The 21,941-nt window shown below is 57.1% G+C and carries 24 protein-coding genes; 11 read left to right on the forward strand and 13 right to left on the reverse strand.

Going from position 1 to position 21,941, the window contains the following annotated elements; translation table 11 throughout:
- Positions 1-96 precede the first annotated feature (96 nt).
- On the reverse strand, positions 97-1,929 hold the full coding sequence (ilvD, locus tag ACR0KN_RS19510; protein WP_480655883.1) for a dihydroxy-acid dehydratase: 1,833 nt from the start codon (positions 1,927-1,929) through the stop codon (positions 97-99).
- Positions 1,930-2,033: 104 nt separating this feature from the next.
- Here ilvD and ACR0KN_RS19515 point away from each other — a divergent pair, with 104 nt between their 5' ends.
- The 4 genes from ACR0KN_RS19515 to ACR0KN_RS19530 all read left to right on the forward strand — a co-directional run bounded on the left by ACR0KN_RS19515 (position 2,034) and on the right by ACR0KN_RS19530 (position 5,005).
- Positions 2,034-2,591 (forward strand): XRE family transcriptional regulator, encoded by a 558-nt coding sequence (locus tag ACR0KN_RS19515; RefSeq protein ID WP_170703691.1) that lies wholly within the window; start codon positions 2,034-2,036, stop codon positions 2,589-2,591.
- Between the two features lie 12 nt (positions 2,592-2,603).
- A complete protein-coding gene (locus ACR0KN_RS19520) occupies positions 2,604-2,873 on the forward strand; it encodes a CBU_0592 family membrane protein (protein WP_170473430.1) in 270 nt (89 codons plus the stop codon).
- A 93-nt stretch (positions 2,874-2,966) separates the two neighbouring features.
- A complete protein-coding gene (gene sseA / locus ACR0KN_RS19525; protein WP_480457668.1) occupies positions 2,967-3,821 on the forward strand; it encodes a 3-mercaptopyruvate sulfurtransferase in 855 nt (284 codons plus the stop codon).
- Entirely contained in the window at positions 3,821-5,005 is a 1,185-nt protein-coding gene (locus ACR0KN_RS19530; RefSeq protein WP_480655887.1) for an amino acid aminotransferase, read from the forward strand. Before sseA ends, ACR0KN_RS19530 begins: the two co-directional genes overlap by 1 nt.
- 68 nt (positions 5,006-5,073) lie before the next feature.
- Here ACR0KN_RS19530 and ACR0KN_RS19535 read toward each other — a convergent pair whose 3' ends face one another.
- Positions 5,074-6,396 carry an ammonium transporter gene (locus tag ACR0KN_RS19535; protein ID WP_010438738.1) on the reverse strand — a complete coding sequence of 441 codons (1,323 nt, stop codon included), beginning with the start codon at positions 6,394-6,396 and terminating at the stop codon, positions 5,074-5,076.
- Between the two features lie 33 nt (positions 6,397-6,429).
- Positions 6,430-6,768, reverse strand: coding sequence for a P-II family nitrogen regulator (locus tag ACR0KN_RS19540; protein WP_010438740.1), 339 nt, complete (start codon positions 6,766-6,768; stop codon positions 6,430-6,432).
- Positions 6,769-7,025: 257 nt separating this feature from the next.
- Between ACR0KN_RS19540 and ACR0KN_RS19545 the strand changes: the two genes are divergently transcribed.
- The gene (locus ACR0KN_RS19545) at positions 7,026-9,212 is read left to right on the forward strand and encodes a transglycosylase domain-containing protein (protein WP_480655889.1); all 2,187 of its coding nucleotides are present in this window, start codon (positions 7,026-7,028) and stop codon (positions 9,210-9,212) included.
- Between the two features lie 56 nt (positions 9,213-9,268).
- Here ACR0KN_RS19545 and leuB read toward each other — a convergent pair whose 3' ends face one another.
- Entirely contained in the window at positions 9,269-10,372 is a 1,104-nt protein-coding gene (gene leuB, locus ACR0KN_RS19550; protein WP_010438745.1) for a 3-isopropylmalate dehydrogenase, read from the reverse strand.
- Between the two features lie 91 nt (positions 10,373-10,463).
- Between leuB and ACR0KN_RS19555 the strand changes: the two genes are divergently transcribed.
- A complete protein-coding gene (locus ACR0KN_RS19555) occupies positions 10,464-10,991 on the forward strand; it encodes a redoxin domain-containing protein (RefSeq protein WP_480655892.1) in 528 nt (175 codons plus the stop codon).
- A gap of 6 nt (positions 10,992-10,997) precedes the next feature.
- On the opposite strand, the gene ACR0KN_RS19560 is transcribed toward ACR0KN_RS19555, so the two are convergent.
- Complete coding sequence (locus tag ACR0KN_RS19560; protein ID WP_480655894.1) at positions 10,998-11,891, reverse strand: LysR family transcriptional regulator; 894 nt, start codon at positions 11,889-11,891, stop codon at positions 10,998-11,000.
- 83 nt (positions 11,892-11,974) lie between these two features.
- On the opposite strand from ACR0KN_RS19560, the gene ACR0KN_RS19565 reads away from it, so the two are divergent.
- The gene (locus tag ACR0KN_RS19565) at positions 11,975-12,880 is read left to right on the forward strand and encodes a Rossmann-fold NAD(P)-binding domain-containing protein (protein ID WP_480655896.1); all 906 of its coding nucleotides are present in this window, start codon (positions 11,975-11,977) and stop codon (positions 12,878-12,880) included.
- Positions 12,881-12,890: 10 nt separating this feature from the next.
- On the opposite strand, the gene ACR0KN_RS19570 is transcribed toward ACR0KN_RS19565, so the two are convergent.
- From ACR0KN_RS19570 to ACR0KN_RS19595, 6 genes are all read right to left on the reverse strand, one after another.
- Positions 12,891-13,913, reverse strand: coding sequence for an endonuclease/exonuclease/phosphatase family protein (locus ACR0KN_RS19570; protein WP_480655898.1), 1,023 nt, complete (start codon positions 13,911-13,913; stop codon positions 12,891-12,893).
- Positions 13,910-14,740, reverse strand: a complete 831-nt coding sequence (locus ACR0KN_RS19575) for a hypothetical protein (protein WP_170546816.1) — start codon at positions 14,738-14,740, stop codon at positions 13,910-13,912. The genes ACR0KN_RS19570 and ACR0KN_RS19575 overlap by 4 nt, the downstream gene beginning before the upstream one ends.
- A 330-nt stretch (positions 14,741-15,070) precedes the next feature.
- The gene (gene leuD, locus ACR0KN_RS19580; RefSeq protein ID WP_010438759.1) at positions 15,071-15,676 is read right to left on the reverse strand and encodes a 3-isopropylmalate dehydratase small subunit; all 606 of its coding nucleotides are present in this window, start codon (positions 15,674-15,676) and stop codon (positions 15,071-15,073) included.
- Between the two features lie 42 nt (positions 15,677-15,718).
- On the reverse strand, positions 15,719-16,273 hold the full coding sequence (locus ACR0KN_RS19585) for an HdeD family acid-resistance protein (RefSeq protein ID WP_480655900.1): 555 nt from the start codon (positions 16,271-16,273) through the stop codon (positions 15,719-15,721).
- Between the two features lie 38 nt (positions 16,274-16,311).
- Positions 16,312-17,715 carry a 3-isopropylmalate dehydratase large subunit gene (gene leuC / locus ACR0KN_RS19590; protein ID WP_170546810.1) on the reverse strand — a complete coding sequence of 468 codons (1,404 nt, stop codon included), beginning with the start codon at positions 17,713-17,715 and terminating at the stop codon, positions 16,312-16,314.
- Between the two features lie 43 nt (positions 17,716-17,758).
- Positions 17,759-17,866: an isopropylmalate isomerase gene (locus ACR0KN_RS19595; protein WP_082025160.1), complete on the reverse strand. Its 108-nt coding sequence runs from the start codon at positions 17,864-17,866 to the stop codon at positions 17,759-17,761.
- A 73-nt stretch (positions 17,867-17,939) separates the two neighbouring features.
- Here ACR0KN_RS19595 and ACR0KN_RS19600 point away from each other — a divergent pair, with 73 nt between their 5' ends.
- The 4 genes from ACR0KN_RS19600 to ACR0KN_RS19615 all read left to right on the forward strand — a co-directional run bounded on the left by ACR0KN_RS19600 (position 17,940) and on the right by ACR0KN_RS19615 (position 20,837).
- A complete protein-coding gene (locus tag ACR0KN_RS19600; protein ID WP_480655903.1) occupies positions 17,940-19,310 on the forward strand; it encodes a mechanosensitive ion channel family protein in 1,371 nt (456 codons plus the stop codon).
- A gap of 165 nt (positions 19,311-19,475) precedes the next feature.
- A complete protein-coding gene (gene rsfS, locus ACR0KN_RS19605) occupies positions 19,476-19,835 on the forward strand; it encodes a ribosome silencing factor (RefSeq protein ID WP_039541351.1) in 360 nt (119 codons plus the stop codon).
- A 44-nt stretch (positions 19,836-19,879) separates the two neighbouring features.
- Complete coding sequence (gene rlmH / locus ACR0KN_RS19610) at positions 19,880-20,350, forward strand: 23S rRNA (pseudouridine(1915)-N(3))-methyltransferase RlmH (RefSeq protein WP_480655905.1); 471 nt, start codon at positions 19,880-19,882, stop codon at positions 20,348-20,350.
- Position 20,351: 1 nt separating this feature from the next.
- Positions 20,352-20,837 (forward strand): flavodoxin family protein, encoded by a 486-nt coding sequence (locus ACR0KN_RS19615; RefSeq protein ID WP_480655907.1) that lies wholly within the window; start codon positions 20,352-20,354, stop codon positions 20,835-20,837.
- Positions 20,838-20,840: 3 nt separating this feature from the next.
- Here the strand turns inward: ACR0KN_RS19615 and ACR0KN_RS19620 are convergent, their stop codons facing one another.
- The gene (locus ACR0KN_RS19620) at positions 20,841-21,188 is read right to left on the reverse strand and encodes a hypothetical protein (RefSeq protein ID WP_260023665.1); all 348 of its coding nucleotides are present in this window, start codon (positions 21,186-21,188) and stop codon (positions 20,841-20,843) included.
- Positions 21,189-21,223: 35 nt separating this feature from the next.
- The gene (locus ACR0KN_RS19625) at positions 21,224-21,934 is read right to left on the reverse strand and encodes a DUF599 domain-containing protein (RefSeq protein WP_170781763.1); all 711 of its coding nucleotides are present in this window, start codon (positions 21,932-21,934) and stop codon (positions 21,224-21,226) included.
- Positions 21,935-21,941 lie beyond the last annotated feature (7 nt).

The raw sequence follows: 21,941 nt of genomic DNA on the forward strand, positions 1-21,941 counted from the left end.
GCCGCGCATGGCGCGGCGCCGGGCCCAAGTCCGCAAGGGCTATCGGCGCAACCGATGTTCCGCTGCGGGCGCGGGAGCATTTCCGTTTGAACTAGGTCAAACCTGGCGTACAGCGCCTTTTGCTGCACTGGTAGCCAGTTTTGCATAGGCTTTGAGGGCGGTTGATACCTTGCGTTTGCGTGGGTTGGCGGGGTGCCAGCCTTTTTCGTCCTGTACCTCGCGCCGGGCCGCAAGCTCCTCGTCAGAGACTGCCAAATGAATTGTGCGGTTGGGTATGTCTATTTCGATCTTGTCGCCAGTATGTACCAGACCGATCTCGCCACCTTCAGCGGCTTCTGGTGAGACATGGCCGATCGACAGCCCCGATGTTCCACCCGAGAAACGCCCATCGGTAAGCAAGGCACAGGCTTTACCCAGACCTTTGGATTTCAGGTACGAAGTCGGATACAGCATTTCTTGCATGCCAGGACCTCCGCGTGGGCCTTCGTAACGGATAACCACTACGTCCCCCTCTTTGACCTTACCGGTCAGAATATCGTTCACCGCCTGATCCTGACTTTCGCAAACATAAGCAGAGCCGGTGAATTTCAGGATATTCTCATCAACACCTGCCGTTTTCACGATGCAGCCGTCGCGCGCGATGTTCCCGAACAACACAGCCAGACCGCCATCCTGACTGAACGCGTGTTCTTTCGAGCGGATAACGCCGCCTTCACGATCGGTATCAAGCTCTTTGAACCGGTTTGATTGGCTGAAGGCCTGCGTGGTGCGCACGCCTCCGGGCGCGGCCTTGAACAGTTCCTGCGCCTTCGGGTTGTTGGCGACTTTGATGTCCCAGTTGGCAATCGCCTCACCCATCGTGCCCGAATGCACTGTGTGACAATCCTCATGCAGCAGGCCCGCGCGGCTGAGTTCACCCAGGATCGAGAAGATGCCACCAGCGCGGTGAACGTCTTCCATGTGCACGTTTTCGATGTTGGGCGCGACTTTGCACAAACACGGCACCTGGCGACTCAGACGGTCCATGTCGGACATGGTGAAATGCACTTCACCTTCGTGCGCGATAGCCAGCAAGTGAAGCACCGTATTGGTCGATCCACCCATGGCGATATCCAAGCTCATGGCGTTCTCGAACGCGTCGAACGTGGCGATTTCACGCGGCAGGAAGCCTTTCTCGTCCAGATCATAGTGGCGCTTGGTGATTTCGACGATGCGGCGACCGGCTTCCAGAAACAGCTCTTTGCGGTCGGCATGTGTGGCCAGGGTCGAGCCATTGCCCGGCAGCGCCAGGCCAAGTGCCTCCGCAAGACAGTTCATCGAGTTCGCAGTGAACATGCCCGAGCACGACCCACAGGTCGGGCAGGCGTTTTCTTCGATATGCTGGACCTGTTCGTCGGTGAACTTGTCATCCGCCGCAGCAACCATCGCGTCGACAAGGTCGATCTTTTTGGTGTCCAGATCGGCGATGTCGATCTTGCCCGCTTCCATCGGTCCACCCGAGACAAAGATCGCAGGGATGTTCAGACGCATGGCGGCCATCAACATGCCCGGAGTGATCTTGTCGCAGTTCGAGATGCAGACCATCGCATCAGCGCAATGGGCGTTAACCATGTATTCGACCGAATCCGCGATCACCTCGCGCGAGGGCAGGGAATACAGCATCCCGTCATGTCCCATGGCGATCCCGTCATCCACCGCGATGGTGTTGAACTCTTTAGCCACGCCGCCTGCGGCCTCAACCTCGCGCGCGACCATCTGGCCCAGGTCCTTCAGGTGGACGTGACCGGGTACGAATTGAGTGAACGAGTTGACGATGGCGATGATCGGTTTGCCGAAATCGTCGTCGCCCATCCCGGTGGCGCGCCATAGGCCACGGGCGCCGGCCATGTTGCGGCCATGGGTGGAGGTTCTGGATCGGTACATTGGCATGATGCTGTTTCCCTATTGCCCAAGCTGCGATATTGGGTGTGTACGTTATAGCGCACGTATCATATGTACGTTATAACGCACAAGGCAAATCGCAAGGCTTGGATATGGAATCAGACGAGTTAACGCTGAAACTAAGGGATGTTCGCGCTGCATCGGGGTTAAGCCTGTCTAAAGTGGCCGAACTGACCGGGGTTAGTAAAGCCATGTTGGGTCAGATCGAGCGCGGCGAATCAAGCCCGACCATCGCGACCTTGTGGAAGATCGCGAAGGGCTTCCAATTGCCGCTGAGCGCATTGATCGGCACCGCCGCAATGCGCGACACGGCAGATACCGATGTGTTCAGCACCGTGACATTTCCGGGAAGTATCGAGGTCAAGATTGTCTTTCCCTTTGATCCGGCATTGGGAGCCGAGACATTTCATGTTGAGCTGTCCCCGAACCAAAGCCATGAGTCGCCAGCCCATGCGGCGGGGGTGACCGAAGAGGTCTTTGTGCTCAGCGGAGTTTTGGAAATTCTGCGCGCGGACAAATGGATTCCGCTGCAAGCTGGGCAGGGATTGCGCTTCGCTGCTGATTTGCCGCATGGATACCGCGCTGGTGATCAGGGGGCGGCGTTCCTGAACATGCACCACTATTCCCAATCGGTCGAAAATCTAGAGTAGGATCGAACCACCGTGACTGCGTTCTTTGACAGCCTGACATTCGTCGATGCGATTGGCTCCTTTGGGGCATTGATTGTGGTTGTAGCCTATTTTGCCACCCAGATGCGCATGATGAATTCAGACGATCTGGGCTTTCCGGTGGTGAACCTGATCGGTTCGGTTCTGATCGTGTTTTCGCTGATGCAGAACTTCAATCTGGCATCGATGCTGATCGAGGGCTTCTGGATCATCATCAGTGTGATCGGGATCATTCAGCACTTTCGCCTGCGTCGGGCGGGTTAAATCCAATGCTACCGAAGCGCTAGCGCTATCCAGCCTTGAACCCGCATCGCGCCGAGTATAGGGAAAACCCAAGCTCGCTTAGGGGAGGCTTTGATGCAGGACGATCCAAAAACACTCGTTTCTACCGAATGGCTTGCCGCTCATATCAAGGATCCTGATCTAAGGATACTGGATGGGTCGTGGTACCTGCCGCAGCAAGCCCGCGACGCCAAGGCAGAGTATGACGCGGGCCACATTCCCGGTGCACGTTTTTTCGATATTGATGAGATTTCCGATCATCGTTCGGATCTGCCGCACATGGCACCTCCGGTCGAGAAATTCATGTCGCGCTTGCGGGCAATGGGAGTGGGTGATGGCCATCAGGTAGTGGTGTATGATGGCGCCGGTCTGATGTCGGCAGCACGGGTCTGGTGGCTGTTCCGTCTGATGGGGCAGGAAAACATCGCCGTTCTGGATGGTGGGTTGCCCAAATGGCAGGCCGAAGGTCGAGAGATTGAGGACCTGCCTCCGGTTATTCGCGACCGTCACATGACCGTGCGGGTGCAGAACCATCTGATCCGCGATGTCACGCAGGTTTCTGCGGCTGCCAAACTGCATGATCACGAGATAATCGATGCCCGTTCGGCATCTCGTTTCGCTGGTGCCGAGGCTGAGCCACGCGAAGGGTTGCGTTCGGGCCATATCCCCGGTTCTCGCAATGTGCCATTTGGAATGCTGCTGAACAAAAACGGCACGATGAAGTCACCCGAAGACTGTCGTGCAATATTCGAAGCTGCAGGTGTGGACCTGTCGAAACCCACGATCACGTCCTGTGGGTCGGGCGTGACCGCAGCGATCCTCAGCCTTGCGCTCGAGCGCATGGGCAAGAAAGACCACTCGCTTTATGACGGCTCCTGGGCTGAATGGGGTGCCTTCCCGACCCTGCCCGTCGCAACCGGAGAGAACTGATGTTCGAGAACCTCAAACCGCAACCCGCTGACAAGATTCTGGCGCTGATGCAGATGTACCGCGAGGACCCACGTGATCAAAAGATCGATCTGGGTGTCGGTGTGTACAAGAACGCCGAAGGTGTCACACCGGTGATGCGTGCAGTGAAGGCTGCCGAAAAGCGAATTCTCGAAGAGCAAGAAAGCAAGGCCTATACCGGGTTGGCGGGCGATCCGGCTTATGCAGACGCGATGATCGGGCTGATCCTTGGGGACGCCGTGCCACGTGGCAATATTGCTGCCGTGGCGACCCCCGGCGGAACCGGGGCTTGTCGTCAGGCGTTTGAACTGATCCGCATGGCTAATCCGTCGGCCCGTGTCTTCCTGTCGAACCCCACATGGCCGAACCATCCGTCAATCCTGCGTTATCTGGGGATTGAAACCGCCGAATACCGCTATTTTGACAGCGATACCCGTGGTGTTGATTTCGATGGCATGATCGAAGATCTGAAAACCGCAAATGCGGGCGACGTGGTTCTGTTGCACGGCTGTTGCCACAACCCAACGGGCGCCAACCTGAACATGGTGCAGTGGCAGGAAGTCGTGAACCTGATCAACGAACGCGGTCTCGTGGCCATGATCGACATCGCCTATCAAGGCTTTGGCGATGGTCTTGAGGAAGATGCGCAGGCGACGCGTTTGGTGGCTTCTTCCGTGAAACGCTGCCTCATCGCGGCGTCCTGCTCGAAGAATTTTGGCGTCTATCGCGAACGTACCGGTCTGCTGATGGCGATCAGTGATGATCCGGCTCAGACTGCGTTGAACCAATCCTCGCTGGCGTTTCTGAATCGCCAAAACTACTCTTTCCCACCCGATCATGGCGCGCGCGTTGTGACCACGATCCTGAATGATGAAGCTCTGCGCGCCGATTGGGCCGCCGAGCTGGAAGAAGTTCGCTTGTCGATGCTGGGCTTGCGTCGACAACTGGCAGACGAGTTGCAGCGCCTCAGCGGATCGGATCGGTTCGGGTTTATCGCGCAACACCGGGGTATGTTCTCGCGTCTGGGCGCTGCACCTGAGCTAGTTGAAAAGCTGCGCGCGGATCATGGTATCTACATGGTTGGTGATAGCCGTCTGAATATCGCGGGATTGAATGCGACGACCGTGCCGATTCTGGCTCAGGCGATTATTGATGTTGGTGTCTGAACAACATCGCAAAATTGAGAAAACCCGGGCGCGAACGCCCGGGTTTTTTGTTTGTATGGGGTTGGCTATTAACCTTTGGAGAACTCCGGATAGGCCTCCATACCAAGCTCAGCCATGTCGAGACCGTTGATCTCATCTTCTTCGCTGACGCGGATACCGACAGTGGCTTTCAGTAAGGTCCACAGGATCAGAGCGGCGACAAAGGTGAATACACCGTAGGCGATGATACCAGTCAGCTGCGTAATCAAGCTGGCCTCGCCATAGAAGATCACGGCGATGGTGCCCCAGATGCCGGCGAACAGGTGAACCGGGATAGCGCCCACAACATCGTCGATCTTGAACTTGTCCAGCATCGGAACCGCGAAGACTACGATGATACCACCAACGGCACCGATCCATAGGGCGCCGAACAGGGTTGGGGCCAGGGGTTCAGCGGTGATCGAAACCAGACCGGCCAGCGCGCCGTTCAGCACCATGGTAAGGTCAGGCTTTTTGTACAGCAGCTGCGTTAGGATTAAGGCAGCAACCGCGCCTGACGCGGCGGCCATGTTGGTGTTGGCAAAGATGCGCGACACGTCCGAGACATCTCCTACGGTGCCCATCGCCAGCTGAGAACCACCGTTGAAGCCGAACCAACCCAGCCACAGGATGAAGGTACCCAAGGTAGCAAGCGCCAGGTTCGAACCGGGCATCGGGTGAACCTTGCCGTCCTTGTACTTGCCAATACGCGGCCCAAGGATGAGGGCACCTGCCAGAGCTGCCCAGCCACCGACCGAGTGCACGATGGTCGAACCAGCGAAGTCCGAGAAGCCAGCTTCAGACAACCAGCCACCGCCCCACTGCCACGAGCCCGATATCGGGTACATGATGCCGGTCAGCACAACAACGAAGGCAAGGAAAGGCCAAAGCTTGATCCGTTCAGCGACTGCTCCTGACACGATCGAGGCGGTTGCGGCGACAAAGACCAGTTGGAAGAAGAAATCTGATCCGATCGATGCGTAGTCAAGTGCGGCTGCATCTGCACCAACGCCCACTGGATCAAGTACGGTTGTCGAGAAGAAAGGACCCAGCCAGCCTGAAATGGTCCAGCCATCACCGGGGTACATCAGGTTAAAGCCGATCAGCCAGTACATGATCGCAGCAATGGAAAACAGGGCGATGTTCTTGGTCATCTGCATAGCAACGTTCTTGGACCGCACCAGCCCACCTTCGAGCATGGCAAAGCCTGCGGCCATAAAGAACACCAGAAAGCCGCCCATCAGGAACAGCAGCGTGGTGAAGATGTATTGGGTGTGTTGCGCGGGCTCGCCGGTAGCGGCCTCTTGCGCAAGACCCATCTGCGGCAACGCGACAATCGCGGCGGCAGGGATGAGAGATTTCATCAGGTTCATTGTCAGTCCTCGAATGATTGTGAGTGAGCGCGCTTAAAGCGCCTCTTCGTTGGTTTCCCCGGTCCGCACGCGCAGGGCTTGCTCGACATCGAGGACGAAAATCTTGCCATCGCCGATCTTGCCGGTCTTGGCGGTGGTGGTGATGGTTTCAATGATCTGGTCGGCCATCGTGGCGGGCACCACGATCTCAAGCTTGATCTTGGGTACGAAATTCACGGCGTATTCTGCGCCGCGATAAATCTCGGTGTGACCCGATTGCGAGCCGAACCCTTTGATCTCAGTCACCATCATGCCGCGCACGCCTGCATTGGTCAGCGCCTCGCGCACCTCCTCAAGCTTGAACGGTTTGATTGTCGCAATGATCAGTTTCACGTCTTTCCCCTCTATTACCCCGGGTGGCCGGGTATTTTGCACCTGCAGAAAAATGCGCATTCGAGGCTCTGAAGGAACGCTCTCACAGGGGAAATGAGGGGGAATAATCAGCAAATTTGCACATTTTTTGCACGAATAGCGTTATATGATGAAAAAATGGGCAAACAAGTGAGGGGAAATACCAGAATTTCACACCTCTACATGGCCGTTCCGGCGGGGTATGGTGCCCCAAAAGTATAACCGGGCAGAGTTTGAGCATGACTGAGTCCAACCGCCGAAAACCGCGACTGGTCGCGGATAAAAGATACCCGTCCAAAGGTCGAAAACCTGTGGCGACCAAGCGGGCTGCAAAACCTGCTGGTAAGAAGTCGGCTGCCCGAAAAACCGCTCCGCGCAAGACAGCGCGGAAGAAGACGCGTCGCAGTTCCGGCGGCAAAGGAGGCGGCATTTTCCGACGCCTGTTCCGTTGGCTCTGGCGTCTGTTCTGGGGCGTCACATGGCGGATTGGTGCGGTGGCTGGCTTGCTGTTGGCGTTGGCCGTCGGTGTCGTTTACACATCGCTACCGGATGTGGATGCCTTGTTAGATGGGCGGGCGAAGGGCTCGGTGACCTTGCTGGACCGTGATGGCAAGGTCTTTGCCTGGCGCGGCGATCAGTTTGGTGGCGTGATCACCGCGGATACAGTTTCGCCGCATCTCAAGAATGCCGTGATCGCGACCGAGGATAAGCGGTTCTACCGCCATTTCGGTGTCAGCCCGCGCGGTGTCGCGAGCGCGGTACGCATCAACCTGAGCGAAGGGCGTGGTCCGTTGTCTGGTCACGGCGGATCGACGATTACACAGCAGACAGCAAAGCTGCTTTGCCTCGGTGTCCCATATGATCCCAGCGCGTGGGAATCAGAGGCCGCATACGAAGCCGATTGCCGTCAGGGTTCGCTTTGGCGCAAAGCGAAAGAGGCAGTTTACGCAATCGCGATGGAGGTCAAATACACCAAGGATGAAATTCTGACGATCTATCTGAACCGTGCCTTCCTTGGCGCAGGTGCGCGCGGCTTCGAAGCCGCCAGCCAGCGCTATTTCGGGATTTCGGCTGCCGAAGTGTCGCCGGCCGAGGCCGCAATGTTGGCGGGGCTTCTGGTGGCACCTTCTCGCTATGCGCCCACGAACAACCTGCAACGATCGCAGGACCGGGCACGGTTGGTGGTTGGGCTAATGGAAGCTCAAGGCTATCTGAGCAGCGCACAGGCCAGCGAGGCGCGCAGCCGTCCGGCGCAGTTGTCCGAAGCCGCCGCCGCCCGGGCCGGTGGCTATTTTGCCGATTGGGTCATGGCCAGTGGTCCTGAGTTTTTCACACGTAACACAACCGAGGACGTGGTGATCCGGACAACGCTGGATCAACGCATTCAAACCTCAGCAGAAGAGGCGCTGAAATTCATTTTCCAGGAAAAAGTGCGCGAAGGATCCAAAGCGCAGGCCGCCATTGTGGTGATGTCCGCCGATGGCGCTGTGCGCGGTATGGTCGGCGGGCGCAAGACCCGTGTGTCAGGCGCGTTCAACCGGGCCACGCAGGCTCTGCGTCAGACGGGGTCGTCATTCAAACCGTTTGTCTATGCAACAGTGTTGGAGCTTGGATATTCACCGCTGGATACGGTGATGGATGAACCCACCTGCTGGGATATCCCAGGGTCGGGTCAGTGGTGCCCGAAGAATTATACCAACAAGTTCTATGGCCGGGTGACATTGGCGGATGCGCTTAAGAATTCATTGAACATCCCGGCGGTCAAAGTGGCAGATATTTCTGGGCTTGATAATGTCCGCACCGTTGCCAGCGGTTTCGGCCTTTCAAGTGATTTGGCTGAAGGGCTCGCGCTGGCGCTGGGCGCATCGGAAAGCACTCTGATCGAGATGACCGGCGCGTATGCCGGTATCCTGAACGGCGGTTCAGCGGTGGAGCCGTATGGACTGACTGAACTGAAGCTGCTGGGTGAGTCTGATCCCGTCATGGTCACGACAACCGGCATCGGTGAACGCGTCATCAACGACAAGGCCGCCAAACAACTGACTTGGATGATGGAGCGCGTGGTCTCGGAAGGCACTGGTGGGCGCGCAAAACTGCCAGGCTGGCAGGTGGCGGGCAAGACCGGAACGACTCAGGCCGCGCGGGATGCGTGGTTCATCGGGTTCACAGCCGATTACGTTGCGGGTGTTTGGATGGGGTATGATGACAATACGCCTTTGTCGGGTGTGACGGGCGGCGGTCTACCGGCGGAAATTTGGAAAGAGACGATGTTGCGCGTCACGGAAGGAATGACGCCAACGCCATTGCCGATGCTGGAGCCGGACCCACCGGTCAGAACTGCTCAGCCTCAGCAACAGCGCCGTAAGAAACAGACCGGCTTGGATAAGGCGATCAACAATCTGCTGAACAACATTTTCGGAAATTGACATGCAAAAAAGGCGGTGCGCTGGGCACCGCCTTTGATGTCTGAATGATCGTAAGATCAGACGCTTTCGTCGAGTGCCGCCAAAATTGCATCACCCATTTCGCTGGTCGATACTGGCTGAACACCTTCTTCTGCCAGCAGATCTGCCGTGCGAACACCGTCGGCCAGAACCTTTTCGATCGCCGCTTCCAGACGACCTGCTTCGTCGCCCTGATCGAAGCTGTAGCGCAGCGCCATGGCGAAGCTGAGGATACACGCGATCGGATTGGCTTTGCCCTGACCCGTGATATCGGGGGCGGATCCATGTACCGGTTCGTACATCGCCTTGGGGCGACCATTGGCCATCGGTGCGCCAAGTGAGGCGGACGGCAGCATGCCCAAAGACCCGGTCAGCATCGCGGCGCAATCGGACAGCACATCGCCGAACAGGTTGTCGGTGACGATCACGTCAAACTGCTTGGGCGCACGCACCAGCTGCATCGCACCGTTGTCGGCATACATATGCGACAGCTCGACCTCGGGGTATTCTTGGCCCACGCGGGTTACGACTTCGCGCCAAAGGATGCCCGACTCCATTACATTGGCTTTTTCCATCGAGCACAGTTTCTTGTTCCGGCGCATCGCCAGCTCAAAAGCCGAACGCGCGGCGCGTTCGATCTCGGATTCGGTGTAGCGCTGAGTGTTGATACCAACGCGCTCATTGCCTTCCTCGAAAATGCCGCGCGGCTCGCCGAAATAGACGCCCGAGGTCAGCTCGCGCACGATCATGATGTCGAGGCCAGCGACCACATCCTTTTTCAGCGACGAGAAATCCGCCAGCGCGTCGAAGCACTGAGCGGGACGCAGGTTGGAGTACAGGTCCATTTCCTTGCGCAAACGCAACAGGCCACGTTCGGGCTTCAGGCTGAAGTCCAGATCGTCATACTTAGGGCCACCAACAGCACCCAGCAGAACGGCATCGACCTCTTGCGCCTTGGCCATGGTCTCATCCGACAGGGGCTTCCCGTGTGCGTCATAGGCAGCGCCGCCAACCAGATCCTCGCTCACGTCAAATTGAAGACCGCGATTGGCACCGAACCAATCGATGATTTTGCGCACTTCGGCCATAACTTCCGGGCCAATTCCGTCTCCGGGCAGGATGAGGAGCGAGGGGTTGGACATCGACAGTCTCCTTGCGTTTTGTCGCACAGGCCCTAGCGTTTGCGGCGCATCGGGTCAATGAGACGAACCCGTCAAATCACGAGGAAACCACATGCTGACACCCGGAAATCCGGCCCCATCGCTAAAAATCGAAACCGTAGGCCATGGCACCTTTGATCTTGAGCGTGACACAGGCGAAAACGGAACGCTGGTGATTCAGTATCGAGGCCTGCATTGCCCGATCTGCATTCGCCAGATGGGCGAGGTCGAAGCCGCGCTGGGTGATTTCGCCGAACTGGGGGTCGAAGTGATCATGATCACCACGGATTCCGGCGAACGAGCGGCGGAAACGGTGGAGAAAGCCGGGGTCTCGAAGCTGCGTGTTGGGTACGGCCTGTCCATGGCCGATGCGCGGGATGTCTGGGGCCTGAATATCTCCGTGGCTCGTGAAGGTAGTGCCGAGCCAGCGTTATTCGCCGAACCGGGGCATTTCTATATCAAGCCCGATCAGACCCTCTATTACGTCTGGCAGCAGACAACGCCTTTTGCGCGACCGACTATGTCCGACATCGTCGGCGGTTTGAAATTTACCTTGGCCAATAACTATCCTGCGCGCGGCACCTATACTGGCGCGCTGTAGGCGGCTTTACAGCCGCGCCTTCAACCCTTCGGCCAACAGATCCCAGACCCTGCGGATGCGCGGGGTCTGTCGCATCGCCTGAGGGGCGGCCAGCCAGACCGGCAGCACCGGTATCTCGACATCAATGTCCAACACCTCGACCTCTGGATCAGCCAGCACGATGCTGAGCTGGCTGAACCCGATCCCACATCCTGCGCGGATCAGTTCCCAATAAGCCGTCTGGTTATCGCAGCGCGTGGCAAAGCTGTCCCGGCTGGCGGGCCAGCCCTTGTTCCGCATGGCGGTGATGATGTCTTCGTTGGTGTCAAACCCCACAAGGTCGTGCTGCATCAACTCTGTCGGTGTTGCTGGCCGTCCTGCGCGGTCCAGATAGGACCGTGAGGCGCAGAAACATAACGGCACCTCGCCGATATGTTTTGCCACAATGTCGACTTGTTCGGGGCGGTACATGCGCACGGCGATGTCGGCTTCGCGAAACAATAGATTCTCGCTGGCATCCGAGGCGACCAGATCAAGCTGAATAGCCGGTTCAGCCTGACGAATCGCGGCGATTATCGGTGGCAGTAAATGGTGCGAGACAAAGACCGAGGCGGTAATCCTGACCGAGCCCTCCAGCTGCTGGGCCTGCCCGGCCGCCGTCAAACCAAGCGCATTGACCGCGCTGTACATCTGCTGTGCCATCGGCAGCACCTGCTGCCCCACCTCGCTGAGCGTCAACCCACGCGCGTGGCGCTCAAACAGCGACACGCCCAGTTCTTCTTCCAACGTATGCACCTGACGCCCCAGCGTTGGCTGGCTGCGCCCAAGTTGCTTCGCGGCCGCGGATAATGAGCCCGTTTCCGCAACAGCGAGAAAACTTTGGATCAAGGACCAGTCAGAAAGTTGAAGAGAATTTGCCATTCAAAAACGAATACATAATCTGCGGTTTTTGGCAATTTCCAAATACTGATGAATGAATAGATTGGTGTTGAATGGAGGGACCGATGTCACAAACAGCACTTATTCTCGGGGCCAGTGGCCGCTTTGGTCGCAATGCTGCACAGGCTTTTTCCAACGCGGGTTGGGGCGTGCGCCGGTTTGATCGACGCAGCGACAATCTACACTCGGCAGCACGCGGGGCAGACGTTATCGTGAACGCTTGGAACCCGCTGTATCCCGATTGGGCGAAGCAAGTCCCTGAATTGCATCGACAGGTCATAGATGTCGCATCTGAACATGATTTGACAGTGATTGTGCCCGGCAACGTTTATGTCTTCGGCGCGGATACGCCTGGACCTTGGTCCAGTGAAACACCCCATCTTGCACGCAATCCGCTGGGGCGCATCCGCATCGAAATGGAAGAGGCATATCGCGCTTCATCCGTATCGACAATTATGTTGCGCGCAGGAGATTTCATCGACACCACGGCCTCGGGCAACTGGTTCGATCAGATCATGATCAAACACTTGCAGCGCGGTCGCTTTGTGTACCCGGGCAATCCCGACATCCCGCACTCTTGGGCCTACTTGCCCGATCTGACCCGATCTGCCGTGGCCCTGGCAGACATACGCGGCGAGCTGCCGCGTTTCTGCGATGTTCCTTTTGCAGGTTACACTCTGACCGGCAATGAAATGGCACAGATGTTGTCACAGATGATTGGGCAAGACATTGCGCTTAAGCAGATGGCGTGGTGGCCGTTGCAGTTGGCCCGCCCCTTCTGGCGTCTAGCCCCACATCTGCTTGAAATGCGCTACCTATGGGATACACCGCATCGTCTGGATGGAAGTTTCTTTAACGAATTGCTGCCGGGATTTTCGCTGACTGAACCCAACGAGGCGCTTAGAAATGCGATCCCAAAACCTAAAGTCTCTGATGCGGCGCAACGAACCGGTGCAGCTTTGCGATCATGACCGCAGGCGCCTATTGGTTGATGAGATCGACCCAGACAAGCCGGTGACGGCTTGCTGCTTCTGCCGAAGCTCGGGCTTCGGTCTCAGGCCAGTAAATACCTGCATCGTGCACGTGCCAATCGGATGAGGGCAATACGTAATCCACTCTCATTTCGCCTACTCCTTTCCACTGAACTGTTGCGGCCGATCCGGCAGGGTCCAATGGCACAGGGTCTTGGATCAGAGGGTCGGCAAGAAGATCGTTGATTGCAGCCTTGTGCCCTTCGCCGTTGTGCGGGTCCAGATTGGCATCGCCTGCGATGACGAACCGATCTGAAGGAGTAGGCCCCAATTTACCGTCCAGCAGTAGCGACCAGAATCGAATTTCATCCCGGTTGCGTAACCCGTTGCGATCTTCGGGACCATCAAAGACAGGGGGGCTGGCGTGAAACGTCATCAAATTGATACGACCAACAGGGGTGTCGATCGGGACGACCCAATGTGATGTGGATGACAGCCTCTGAATCGCTTGTGCCTGAGGCGAGGGAAATGGATTTCCGTTTATTTTTGGTAACCGGGCACCGGGAAGTTCGTTCCAAAGCATCTCGGTATAGGACTGGACCTCTCTGGCTGCGATGGGATAGCGGGATAAGACTGCCAGGCCGCTCTGGCCCGTGAAGCGCCCCCATCCCTGTGCGTCGCCCGGACCACCAGTTTTTCCGTCCCCATCTAGATCTTCAACGGTTTCGAGCCCCGAATTGGGTTGCTCGAAATAGCTGTTGGGATAATTCAAGCCATGGCCTTCCAGTGCATCAACCAGAGCGTCGAGCGCAAGCCCGTCCAGATCCCAATCGAGCCCTTGCAGTGCAACGATGTCTGGGCGGGTTGTTACCAACACCTCAATAACCGCCGTAACCTGTGGATCTTCCCGCCGGATGTCGCGTAGTAACAGGCCAGGTCCCTTGCGACTAAGTTCAGTATTGTAACTTGCGATGCGCAACGTCTCTGCATGTGCCGCAATCGGCAGCAGCAACAGAACCAGTAGGCGGATCATGCGATTTGAGTAGACTCGGAAGTTGAGTATGCGCGGCGTTTTTCAACGATCAGGCCGGCAATGCGCAGGGTCGCCATGCCTCGCATGATCATGCTGGCCGGTAGGAAGGCCCATGCGCAAAGGGTCCAGATCAACGTCTGCGGATTGCCGAGCGCTATCGGAGTGATGAATGCAGCCATCAGCTTGATCAGGGCAGGGATCAGGAAGGGCAGCAACGCCCCAATTGCGATGTTCAGCCGCCCATCGCGCTGCAATCGGGCAACAACATCTCCACCCTTGGTCGGGTCAAACAAAGGCAGATTGGTCCAAACGTTGAACGCGCCATTTCCTGTTGGCCATCCTCTGAGTTTTACGGCGTAGGCAAAGCTCGCGATGGTGACCAAAGCCGCGACATAGGCGATGCTGGCTGATATACTGACAAGCTCAATAAGTGGTGCGCTGGCGTTTCCGGGAAGCACAAGAACCACGAGCCGAACAGGCGAATAGGGAAAGTCCACCACATTCGCGACCATCAAGCCAATAGAATAGAATACGCCCGTAAGATCCGTGGGGGCATACGCATTCTTACAGATCAGCGTTAAAAAGGTGACCATCGACATCAGGCCAACAAAACGCAACCTGTTTACCGGCGGGGCGTCACGGAATTCGATAAAGCTGGGGAAGGCCGAATTATATTCAGAGAATGTTAGAATAAACGCAAGGATCGCCAGAAAGACGATAATCTCAGTCCCGTTAGACGTCGATGTGGGCAGGTATAACGCGGGGGTTAGCACCATTAGTGCCACCAATAATCCACGTATCGCCGCGCCCGTCGTGCGTGCAATCACAATCCGAACCCTTTCCAAACCGGAGCTGTCGATTCTAAGTCGACTTGTCGTCCAACTTGCGCGCGCCACTCGTTCACTGGCGGCGACCTGTTAGGTGCCACCTTGGCTGATAAGCGGTAATTCGCTCAAGTCAGAGAGCAGAAAACACTGAGTTTCGGGCAAAATGATGGCGCAACTGGTGCGGGATTGCATCAATTTTGACGCAAATCCGACGTGTATCTCAAAATGATACCTAGATGTAGTGGATTGGGGCGATTTAACCCCAAGAATGCGAACGGGGCCGCGCTTGCGACCCCGTTAGGTTGAGTATCAACAGATTCGTCCCCAGAATCATACCCAGGGACGGGCTTGGCTTGCGTGATCCTCGAACTTGTCGATGTGATGGTCCTTTTCCATCGTCAGACCAATATCGTCCAGACCGTTCAGCAGGCAGTGTTTGCGGTGTGGGTCGATGTCGAATTCGATGACCACACCATCTGATGTGGTGATCTGCTGATCTTCCAGATGCACGGTCATACGAGCATTCTCGCCCTTATGCGCGTCATCCATCAGAATCGCGTGATGTTCTTCTTCCACCACGATGGGCAGGATGCCGTTCTTGAAGCAGTTGTTGAAGAAGATGTCGGCGAAACTGGTCGAGATCACGACCTTGATGCCGAAATCCTTGATCGCCCAAGGCGCATGTTCACGGGATGAGCCGCAGCCGAAATTGTCGCCCGCCACCAGAATCTCGGTTTGGCGATAGGCGGGTTTGTTCAGCACGAACTCTTCGTTCTCGCCGCCGTGGTCGTGATAACGCATCTCGTCAAACAGCACGACGCCAAGGCCGGACCGCTTGATGGTCTTCAGGTGCACTTTGGGAATGATCATATCGGTGTCGATATTGATCAACGGCATTGGGGCGGCCACCCCGTGGACTTTTTCGAACTTTTCCATTTCTACACTCCTGCGGAAGAGGGCCGCGCCCATGTCCCGCGTTTAAGCTTCTTTCGCTTCCGTTGTTTCGTCCTTGGGTGCGTTCTTGACGAAGAACGCCATGAAGACCAATCCGAACCCGTTGAACAGCATCTCAATGCCCAGGAAGATCCCCAGTATGCTCAGCAACGCCTGCGGCTCTTGCCCCACATAGCTCCAGATGATGCCTGCGAGGATGATCGACAAGATGCCCGAGATCATCGTGGGCCAGAAAAACTGTGTTCCCTTCATTTGGAACGACAGGATGATCCGCGCGATGCCGCCTGCCATGAACAGGATCAGCACCACAGTCGCAAGTGTCAGCGTGCCCTGTAGTGGATGATCCAGAAAGGACCAGCCCAGGAACAGCATGACCGCACCCATGATGAGTGACAGGATTTTGTTGCCAGTGCCTTCAACCGTGAAGCCACCAGCGATCTGCAATCCGCCTGCGATCAGCAGCAACACACCGGTTACTACTGTTACGGCAACGGACGCCACGACCGGCGCGCCCAATACGAACACACCGAATGCTATGGACAAAAGTCCCAGCAGTAGCCATTTGACCCAATCACTCATGTTAGTCTCTCCATCAAATATCTAGATATGAGAGAGTCTTACATCATTTCACGGACGTCTGTCAGCCGTCCAGTGATTGCCGCTGCGGCAGCCATTGCGGGGCTGAGCAGATGGGTGCGCCCACCGCGGCCCTGACGACCTTCGAAGTTGCGGTTCGAAGTCGCTGCACAGCGCTCACCCGGTTGTAGTTGGTCGGGGTTCATCGCCAGACACATCGAGCATCCCGCCAGACGCCATTCGAATCCAGCATCTTTGAAGATTTCGGCCAATCCTTCTTCTTCGGCCTGTGCACGCACCAAGCCCGAGCCTGGTACGACCATGGCGCGCATGCCGTCCTTGATCTTCTTGCCTTTCAGGATTTCCGCCGCAGCGCGCAGGTCTTCGATCCGACCGTTGGTGCAAGAGCCGATAAAAACAGTGTCGATTTCAACGTCGCTCAGCTTTTGACCGGCTTCCAGACCCATGTACTCGATCGAACGGCGGGCCGCGTCGACCTTGCCGCCCTCGAAATCTTCGGGATGCGGTACGGATGCGGTGATCGGCAGTACATCCTCGGGGCTGGTGCCCCAAGTGACGACTGGCGCGATATCTTCACCACGCAGCGTGATGACTTTGTCGAAATGCGCGCCCTCGTCGGTATAAAGCGTTTTCCACCAGTCCATCGCGGCTTCCCACTGTGCACCTTTGGGGGCATGCGGGCGGCCTTTGACATATTCAAAGGTGGTTTCATCCGGTGCGATCAGGCCAGCGCGCGCGCCGCCTTCGATCGCCATGTTGCAGACGGTCATACGCCCTTCCATCGACAGATCGCGGATCGCTTCGCCGCAATATTCGATGACATATCCGGTGCCGCCAGCAGTACCAGTCTTGCCAATTACGGCGAGAGTGATGTCTTTGGCGGTTACGCCCGGCTGCAATTTGCCGGTGATCTCGACCTTCATGTTTTTGGATTTCTTCTGGATCAGGGTCTGCGTGGCCAGAACGTGCTCAACCTCAGACGTACCGATACCGTGGGCCAGAGCGCCGAATGCGCCATGAGTCGCCGTGTGACTGTCGCCGCAGACAACGGTCATACCGGGTAGGGTCCAACCCTGTTCCGGGCCAACGATGTGCACGATGCCCTGACGAACATCATTCACCGGGTAGTAGTGAATACCAAAATCCTTGGCGTTCTTGTCCAGTGCCTCGACCTGAATGCGTGATTCCGGGTTTTCGATCCCGTTCACGCGGTCCGGAGTGGTCGGAACGTTGTGGTCCGGCACGGCGATGGTTTTTTCCGGGGCGCGCACTTTGCGGCCCGCCATGCGCAGACCTTCGAACGCCTGTGGGCTGGTCACTTCGTGAACCAGATGGCGGTCGATATACAGCAGGCAGGTGCCATCATCGGCTTCATGCGCGACATGGGCATCCCAGATCTTGTCATAGAGTGTTTTGGGGGACATCGGTCCTCTCCCGTATGTAATGAGAAATAGCTGGCGAGTTGGCTTAGGCCGCCGATAGGCGGGCCAAGACCGTGCGGGCAGCCCCAAAGAACCGTTCACGCAACCGCGCGCGATCTTCCAGATTCTGTTCTTGGGCCACATTGAGTCTCATGCGCCCCAGATATAACGGGGTTTGCCGTCAATCAAGGTTCAATCCGGGTAGGGGCTTGCATCCCCTCAAATGGATGGCCAAGCTGACAGGCATGAACCAGGATCTGTTACCAGAAACGCTGTCCGAGCTTTACGGCAATATGACGGCGGCCTTTTCAGAACAGATTGAAAATTTGATCGAGCTGATGGTCACGCCCGGTTGGCGGCAGTATCAATTGGTTATCATCCTGTTCCTATGGGCGTTGGCGTTTCTTCTGAAACTTCTGACGCAAAAAAGATGGGATGTATGGGCGCGCGCGCGTACCGGCTGGCCGAAATGGCGGCTGCGCATTCTAATCCAACTTATGCGGCGTTTGACGCTGGTCTATTTCGTGCTGCTGACTTGGGGGCTCTACTGGGTCATGCAGCAAACAACGTGGCCTTCGCGTAGCTATATCATAGGTGTATTTGCGACCTTGGCAGCGGCTTGGTTGGCCATTGCGTTGGTATCGCGCTTGGTGCGCAACCGGACACTGCGGCAGATTTTCAAATGGTCCATGTGGGTCTATGCAACCCTAATCGCGCTGAATCTGACGGATGATGTCGCCGGTTTTCTGGACGGTGTGGCGCTCTCGATAGGTGATCTCCATATCTCGGCGCTGGGGATCATCAAAGCCGTCCTGCTGATCGGCATTCTACTAACGCTCGCAAGGATCGGGACCCGCGCGGCTGAACGCGGGCTTAAGAGCAACGATGACATCACGCCATCGATGCAGGTGTTACTCGCCAAGGGAATTCAGGTGCTGCTCTATGGCGCAGTGTTCATGGCCGCGATCCGCACGCTTGGCTTTGATCTGACCGGGATTGCGCTGTTGTCCGGCGCGATTGGTGTAGGGATCGGGTTCGGGCTACAAAAAGTGGTCTCGAACCTGATTTCGGGCATCATCATTCTAATGGACCGATCGATCAAGCCGGGCGATGTGATCTCGCTGGGCGATACGTTCGGTTGGATCAATGCGCTGGGCGCGCGCTATGTCTCGGTTGTCACGCGCGATGGGCGGGAATACCTGATCCCAAACGAGGATTTGATCACCAATCAGGTGGTGAACTGGTCGCATTCGGACAAGTTTGTTCGGCTGGATCTGGAATTCGGAACCAGCTATGGCGACGACCCTCACAAAGTGAGGGCAACGGCGATACGAGCCGTCAAATCGGTTGGTCGAGTGCTAAGTGGAGGATCCCATGAACCCGTCTGCCACATCACCGGTTTTGGCGACAGCAGCGTGGACTATGTGCTGCGGTTCTGGATTAGTGATCCGACCAAAGGGCTGACGAACATCCGGGGCAATGTTTATCTGGCGTTGTGGGATGCGTTCCAGGCTGAAGACATCTCGCTACCCTTCCCACAACGTGAAGTTCGTCTGCTGCCGGACGACGCAGAGGCGCAACAACTCGCCAAAGAGTGAGCCGATGTCACTGCGTGAAGCAGCCCGTTCATTGAAATGTTGCAATCCCCTTGTTACCTTATTAGTACCCCAGCGCCGGGGATTTGGCGGCGCGTTGCAAAGGAGGACTATGTCCTGTCTCTACATACACAGGCGGGTTTGCCCGCCGATGATGGGGCCAAAGTAATGGCCCACTCTCAGTCAATCAGCGATAAGCTGCTTGAACGTATCCTTTCCTCACTTTCCGATGACAAGGCCGAAGACGTCGTGCAGATCAACCTGCAAGGTAAGTCTTCTGTCGCGGATCACATGGTGATTGCCTCGGGTCGGTCGACCCGTCAGGTCTCTGCCATGGCGGAAAAGCTGACGGATCGCATCAAGCAGGAATTCGGTTTCACCTCGAAGGTCGAAGGCAAGGATGCCGGCGACTGGGTGCTGATCGATACGGGCGACGTGGTCGTTCATATCTTCCGCCCCGAAGTGCGTGAATTCTACCAGCTGGAAAAGATGTGGCTGCCTCAGGGCGGCAGCGCCTCGGCGAATTGAGGCGCCATCCCGGCCCGTATTGAGGGGCCGGAGGCGAGAGAGACATGCGTATCAGCATCGTTGCGGTCGGGCGATTGCGCGCCGGACCGGAGAAATCCCTGCTTGATGATTACCTGACTCGTTTCGACCGAACCGGCCGTGCGCTGGGTTTTGGTCCCGCGCGGGTGATCGAGGTCGAAGACAAGAAAAACGCGGGCATGGGGGCCGAGGCCGCGCTGCTGCGGAAAGCTCTGCCCAACGGCGCGGTGATCTGTACGCTGGATGAGCGCGGACGGGTGATGTCCTCACCTGATTTCGCAAAAAAATTGGGTGGATGGCGCGATGCGGGCCGACAGGATCTGGCGCTGATCATCGGCGGAGCGGACGGAATAGACCCTAATCTGCGGGCCGAGGCCGATTTTTCCCTGTCCTTTGGGTCAATGGTCTGGCCCCATATGCTGGTCCGTGTGATGCTGGCCGAGCAACTCTACCGGGCCGCAACCATCTTGTCAGGCGGTCCTTATCATAGGGTCTGATATGGCGCAGCTTTTGATCGTCTACCATTCGCGCACCGGCGGTGCCCGGCAGATGGCCGAAGCCGCTGCCGATGCAGCGCGAGGCGAGGCGAACACCATCCTGAAATCCGCCGATCAGGCCGGGCCAGACGACCTGCTGGCCTCTGATGGCTATATCTTCTGCGCGCCCGAGAACCTGGCCGCGATCTCTGGGCTGATGAAAGAGTTTTTCGACCGCTGCTATTATCCGGTGCTGGGTCAGATCGAAGGTCGACCCTATGCGCAGATGGTCTGCGCCGGATCAGATGGTGAAAATGCCGCGCGACAGATGGCACGGATCGCAACGGGGTGGCGGTTGAAAGAGGTGCAACCGCCTCTGATCATCTGCACTCATGCGCAAACGCCCGAGGCAATCCTGGCTGAGAAGATCATTCCTCAAGACCAACTGAATAACTGTCGCGAAATTGGTGCGGCCCTGGCGGCAGGTCTCAGCCTCGGGGTGTTCTGAAGGTCAGTTCAGATCGACCACTGTCGTGTCTTCGCTCCAACCACCGACATTGTCGCGCGCCTGAATTTGCACCTGCGTGGTCCCGTCCGGGATCATCACCCCGCCCAAAGACCGGGTAAAGGGTTGCTCGTCAACATGAGGGTGGTGCAGCACGCGCATCCCCAGTTCGTTTCCCTGCATATCCAGAACTCGCCAGCCGTCGGCATAATCATCCCATCCGGTATCGGGATGACGGATCGTGACATCGAATCGCCAGGTATCACCGTTCGAACGGGCCGAGACCTGTTCGATCGTCGGGGAGTCAGCGAAGGCGGGGCTGGCCAGTAAGGCGCTGAGAATCAGATATCGCATGGGGTCAAACTATGCGCTCGGGCGCGGCATTGCGATCACGACTCTGTGTTTGGTGGCGCTGTCATCATGACGGTTCGCGAGTGCGAGGCGAATTCGCGACGATATAGGACGCCAAATGTAACGGCTGAGCTCAGTATTAATGCCATTGGTCCCAAAATCCAGGCAATGGATGCCAACGCAAAGTAGGTAGCCCGCAACGCGCGATTGAAACTGCGCGCCGCCGTGATGCAGATATCGCCCGCCTGAGCGGCACGGGCATAGGCCTGCGGATGGTCGGGGTCATTTGGAACCGCGGCCATCAGGATGGCGCAATATCCAAACAAACGATGCGACCAGACAAATTTCAGAAATGCGCTCGACAGAAAAAGAAGAATAATCAGTATTTTGACTTCCCAAACCATTGCGGGCGCACGGCCAATGGCAAGGTCTTCGGCAACTCCAGCCAAGCGCTCGGTATTGCCAAGCAGCGCCAAGCCACCGCCAATTGCAATCATGATCGTTGACGCAAAGAACGTACTGCCCTGACGCATGGCCGAGATCACCTGAGCATCGAACACACGTGGCTGGCGCGTCACCATCTCTCGCATCCAGACCTTGCGGAAATCATCCATCATCAACGATACCGACGGTTTCTGAGAGGAAGGATTCTCGATCCTCCACCCAATTCCCAGCCAAGCTGCAAACAGAAGCAGTACGGCAACGTAGTCTAACGGAGAGAACAGCAATGCGCGGTCGATCCAGGTCATGCCGCGA

This window comes from Ruegeria sp. AP7, assembly GCF_056539905.1.

Bases quoted from the DNA above. Each gene is read 5' to 3' on its own strand.
- ACR0KN_RS19535 (WP_010438738.1), bottom strand. From the start codon at position 6,396: ATGAACCTGATGAAATCTCTCATCCCTGCCGCCGCGATTGTCGCGTTG.
- ACR0KN_RS19515 (WP_170703691.1), top strand. From the start codon at position 2,034: ATGGAATCAGACGAGTTAACGCTGAAACTAAGGGATGTTCGCGCTGCA.
- ACR0KN_RS19585 (WP_480655900.1), bottom strand. From the start codon at position 16,273: ATGAGTGATTGGGTCAAATGGCTACTGCTGGGACTTTTGTCCATAGCA.
- ACR0KN_RS19555 (WP_480655892.1), top strand. From the start codon at position 10,464: ATGCTGACACCCGGAAATCCGGCCCCATCGCTAAAAATCGAAACCGTA.
- leuD (WP_010438759.1), bottom strand. From the start codon at position 15,676: ATGGAAAAGTTCGAAAAAGTCCACGGGGTGGCCGCCCCAATGCCGTTG.
- leuC (WP_170546810.1), bottom strand. From the start codon at position 17,715: ATGTCCCCCAAAACACTCTATGACAAGATCTGGGATGCCCATGTCGCG.
- rlmH (WP_480655905.1), top strand. From the start codon at position 19,880: ATGCGTATCAGCATCGTTGCGGTCGGGCGATTGCGCGCCGGACCGGAG.
- ACR0KN_RS19530 (WP_480655887.1), top strand. From the start codon at position 3,821: ATGTTCGAGAACCTCAAACCGCAACCCGCTGACAAGATTCTGGCGCTG.
- ACR0KN_RS19615 (WP_480655907.1), top strand. From the start codon at position 20,352: ATGGCGCAGCTTTTGATCGTCTACCATTCGCGCACCGGCGGTGCCCGG.
- ACR0KN_RS19595 (WP_082025160.1), bottom strand. From the start codon at position 17,866: ATGAGACTCAATGTGGCCCAAGAACAGAATCTGGAAGATCGCGCGCGG.
- ACR0KN_RS19625 (WP_170781763.1), bottom strand. From the start codon at position 21,934: ATGACCTGGATCGACCGCGCATTGCTGTTCTCTCCGTTAGACTACGTT.
- rsfS (WP_039541351.1), top strand. From the start codon at position 19,476: ATGGCCCACTCTCAGTCAATCAGCGATAAGCTGCTTGAACGTATCCTT.
- ACR0KN_RS19600 (WP_480655903.1), top strand. From the start codon at position 17,940: ATGGCCAAGCTGACAGGCATGAACCAGGATCTGTTACCAGAAACGCTG.
- ACR0KN_RS19565 (WP_480655896.1), top strand. From the start codon at position 11,975: ATGTCACAAACAGCACTTATTCTCGGGGCCAGTGGCCGCTTTGGTCGC.
- sseA (WP_480457668.1), top strand. From the start codon at position 2,967: ATGCAGGACGATCCAAAAACACTCGTTTCTACCGAATGGCTTGCCGCT.
- leuB (WP_010438745.1), bottom strand. From the start codon at position 10,372: ATGTCCAACCCCTCGCTCCTCATCCTGCCCGGAGACGGAATTGGCCCG.
- ACR0KN_RS19620 (WP_260023665.1), bottom strand. From the start codon at position 21,188: ATGCGATATCTGATTCTCAGCGCCTTACTGGCCAGCCCCGCCTTCGCT.
- ilvD (WP_480655883.1), bottom strand. From the start codon at position 1,929: ATGCCAATGTACCGATCCAGAACCTCCACCCATGGCCGCAACATGGCC.
- ACR0KN_RS19545 (WP_480655889.1), top strand. From the start codon at position 7,026: ATGACTGAGTCCAACCGCCGAAAACCGCGACTGGTCGCGGATAAAAGA.
- ACR0KN_RS19570 (WP_480655898.1), bottom strand. From the start codon at position 13,913: ATGATCCGCCTACTGGTTCTGTTGCTGCTGCCGATTGCGGCACATGCA.
- ACR0KN_RS19560 (WP_480655894.1), bottom strand. From the start codon at position 11,891: ATGGCAAATTCTCTTCAACTTTCTGACTGGTCCTTGATCCAAAGTTTT.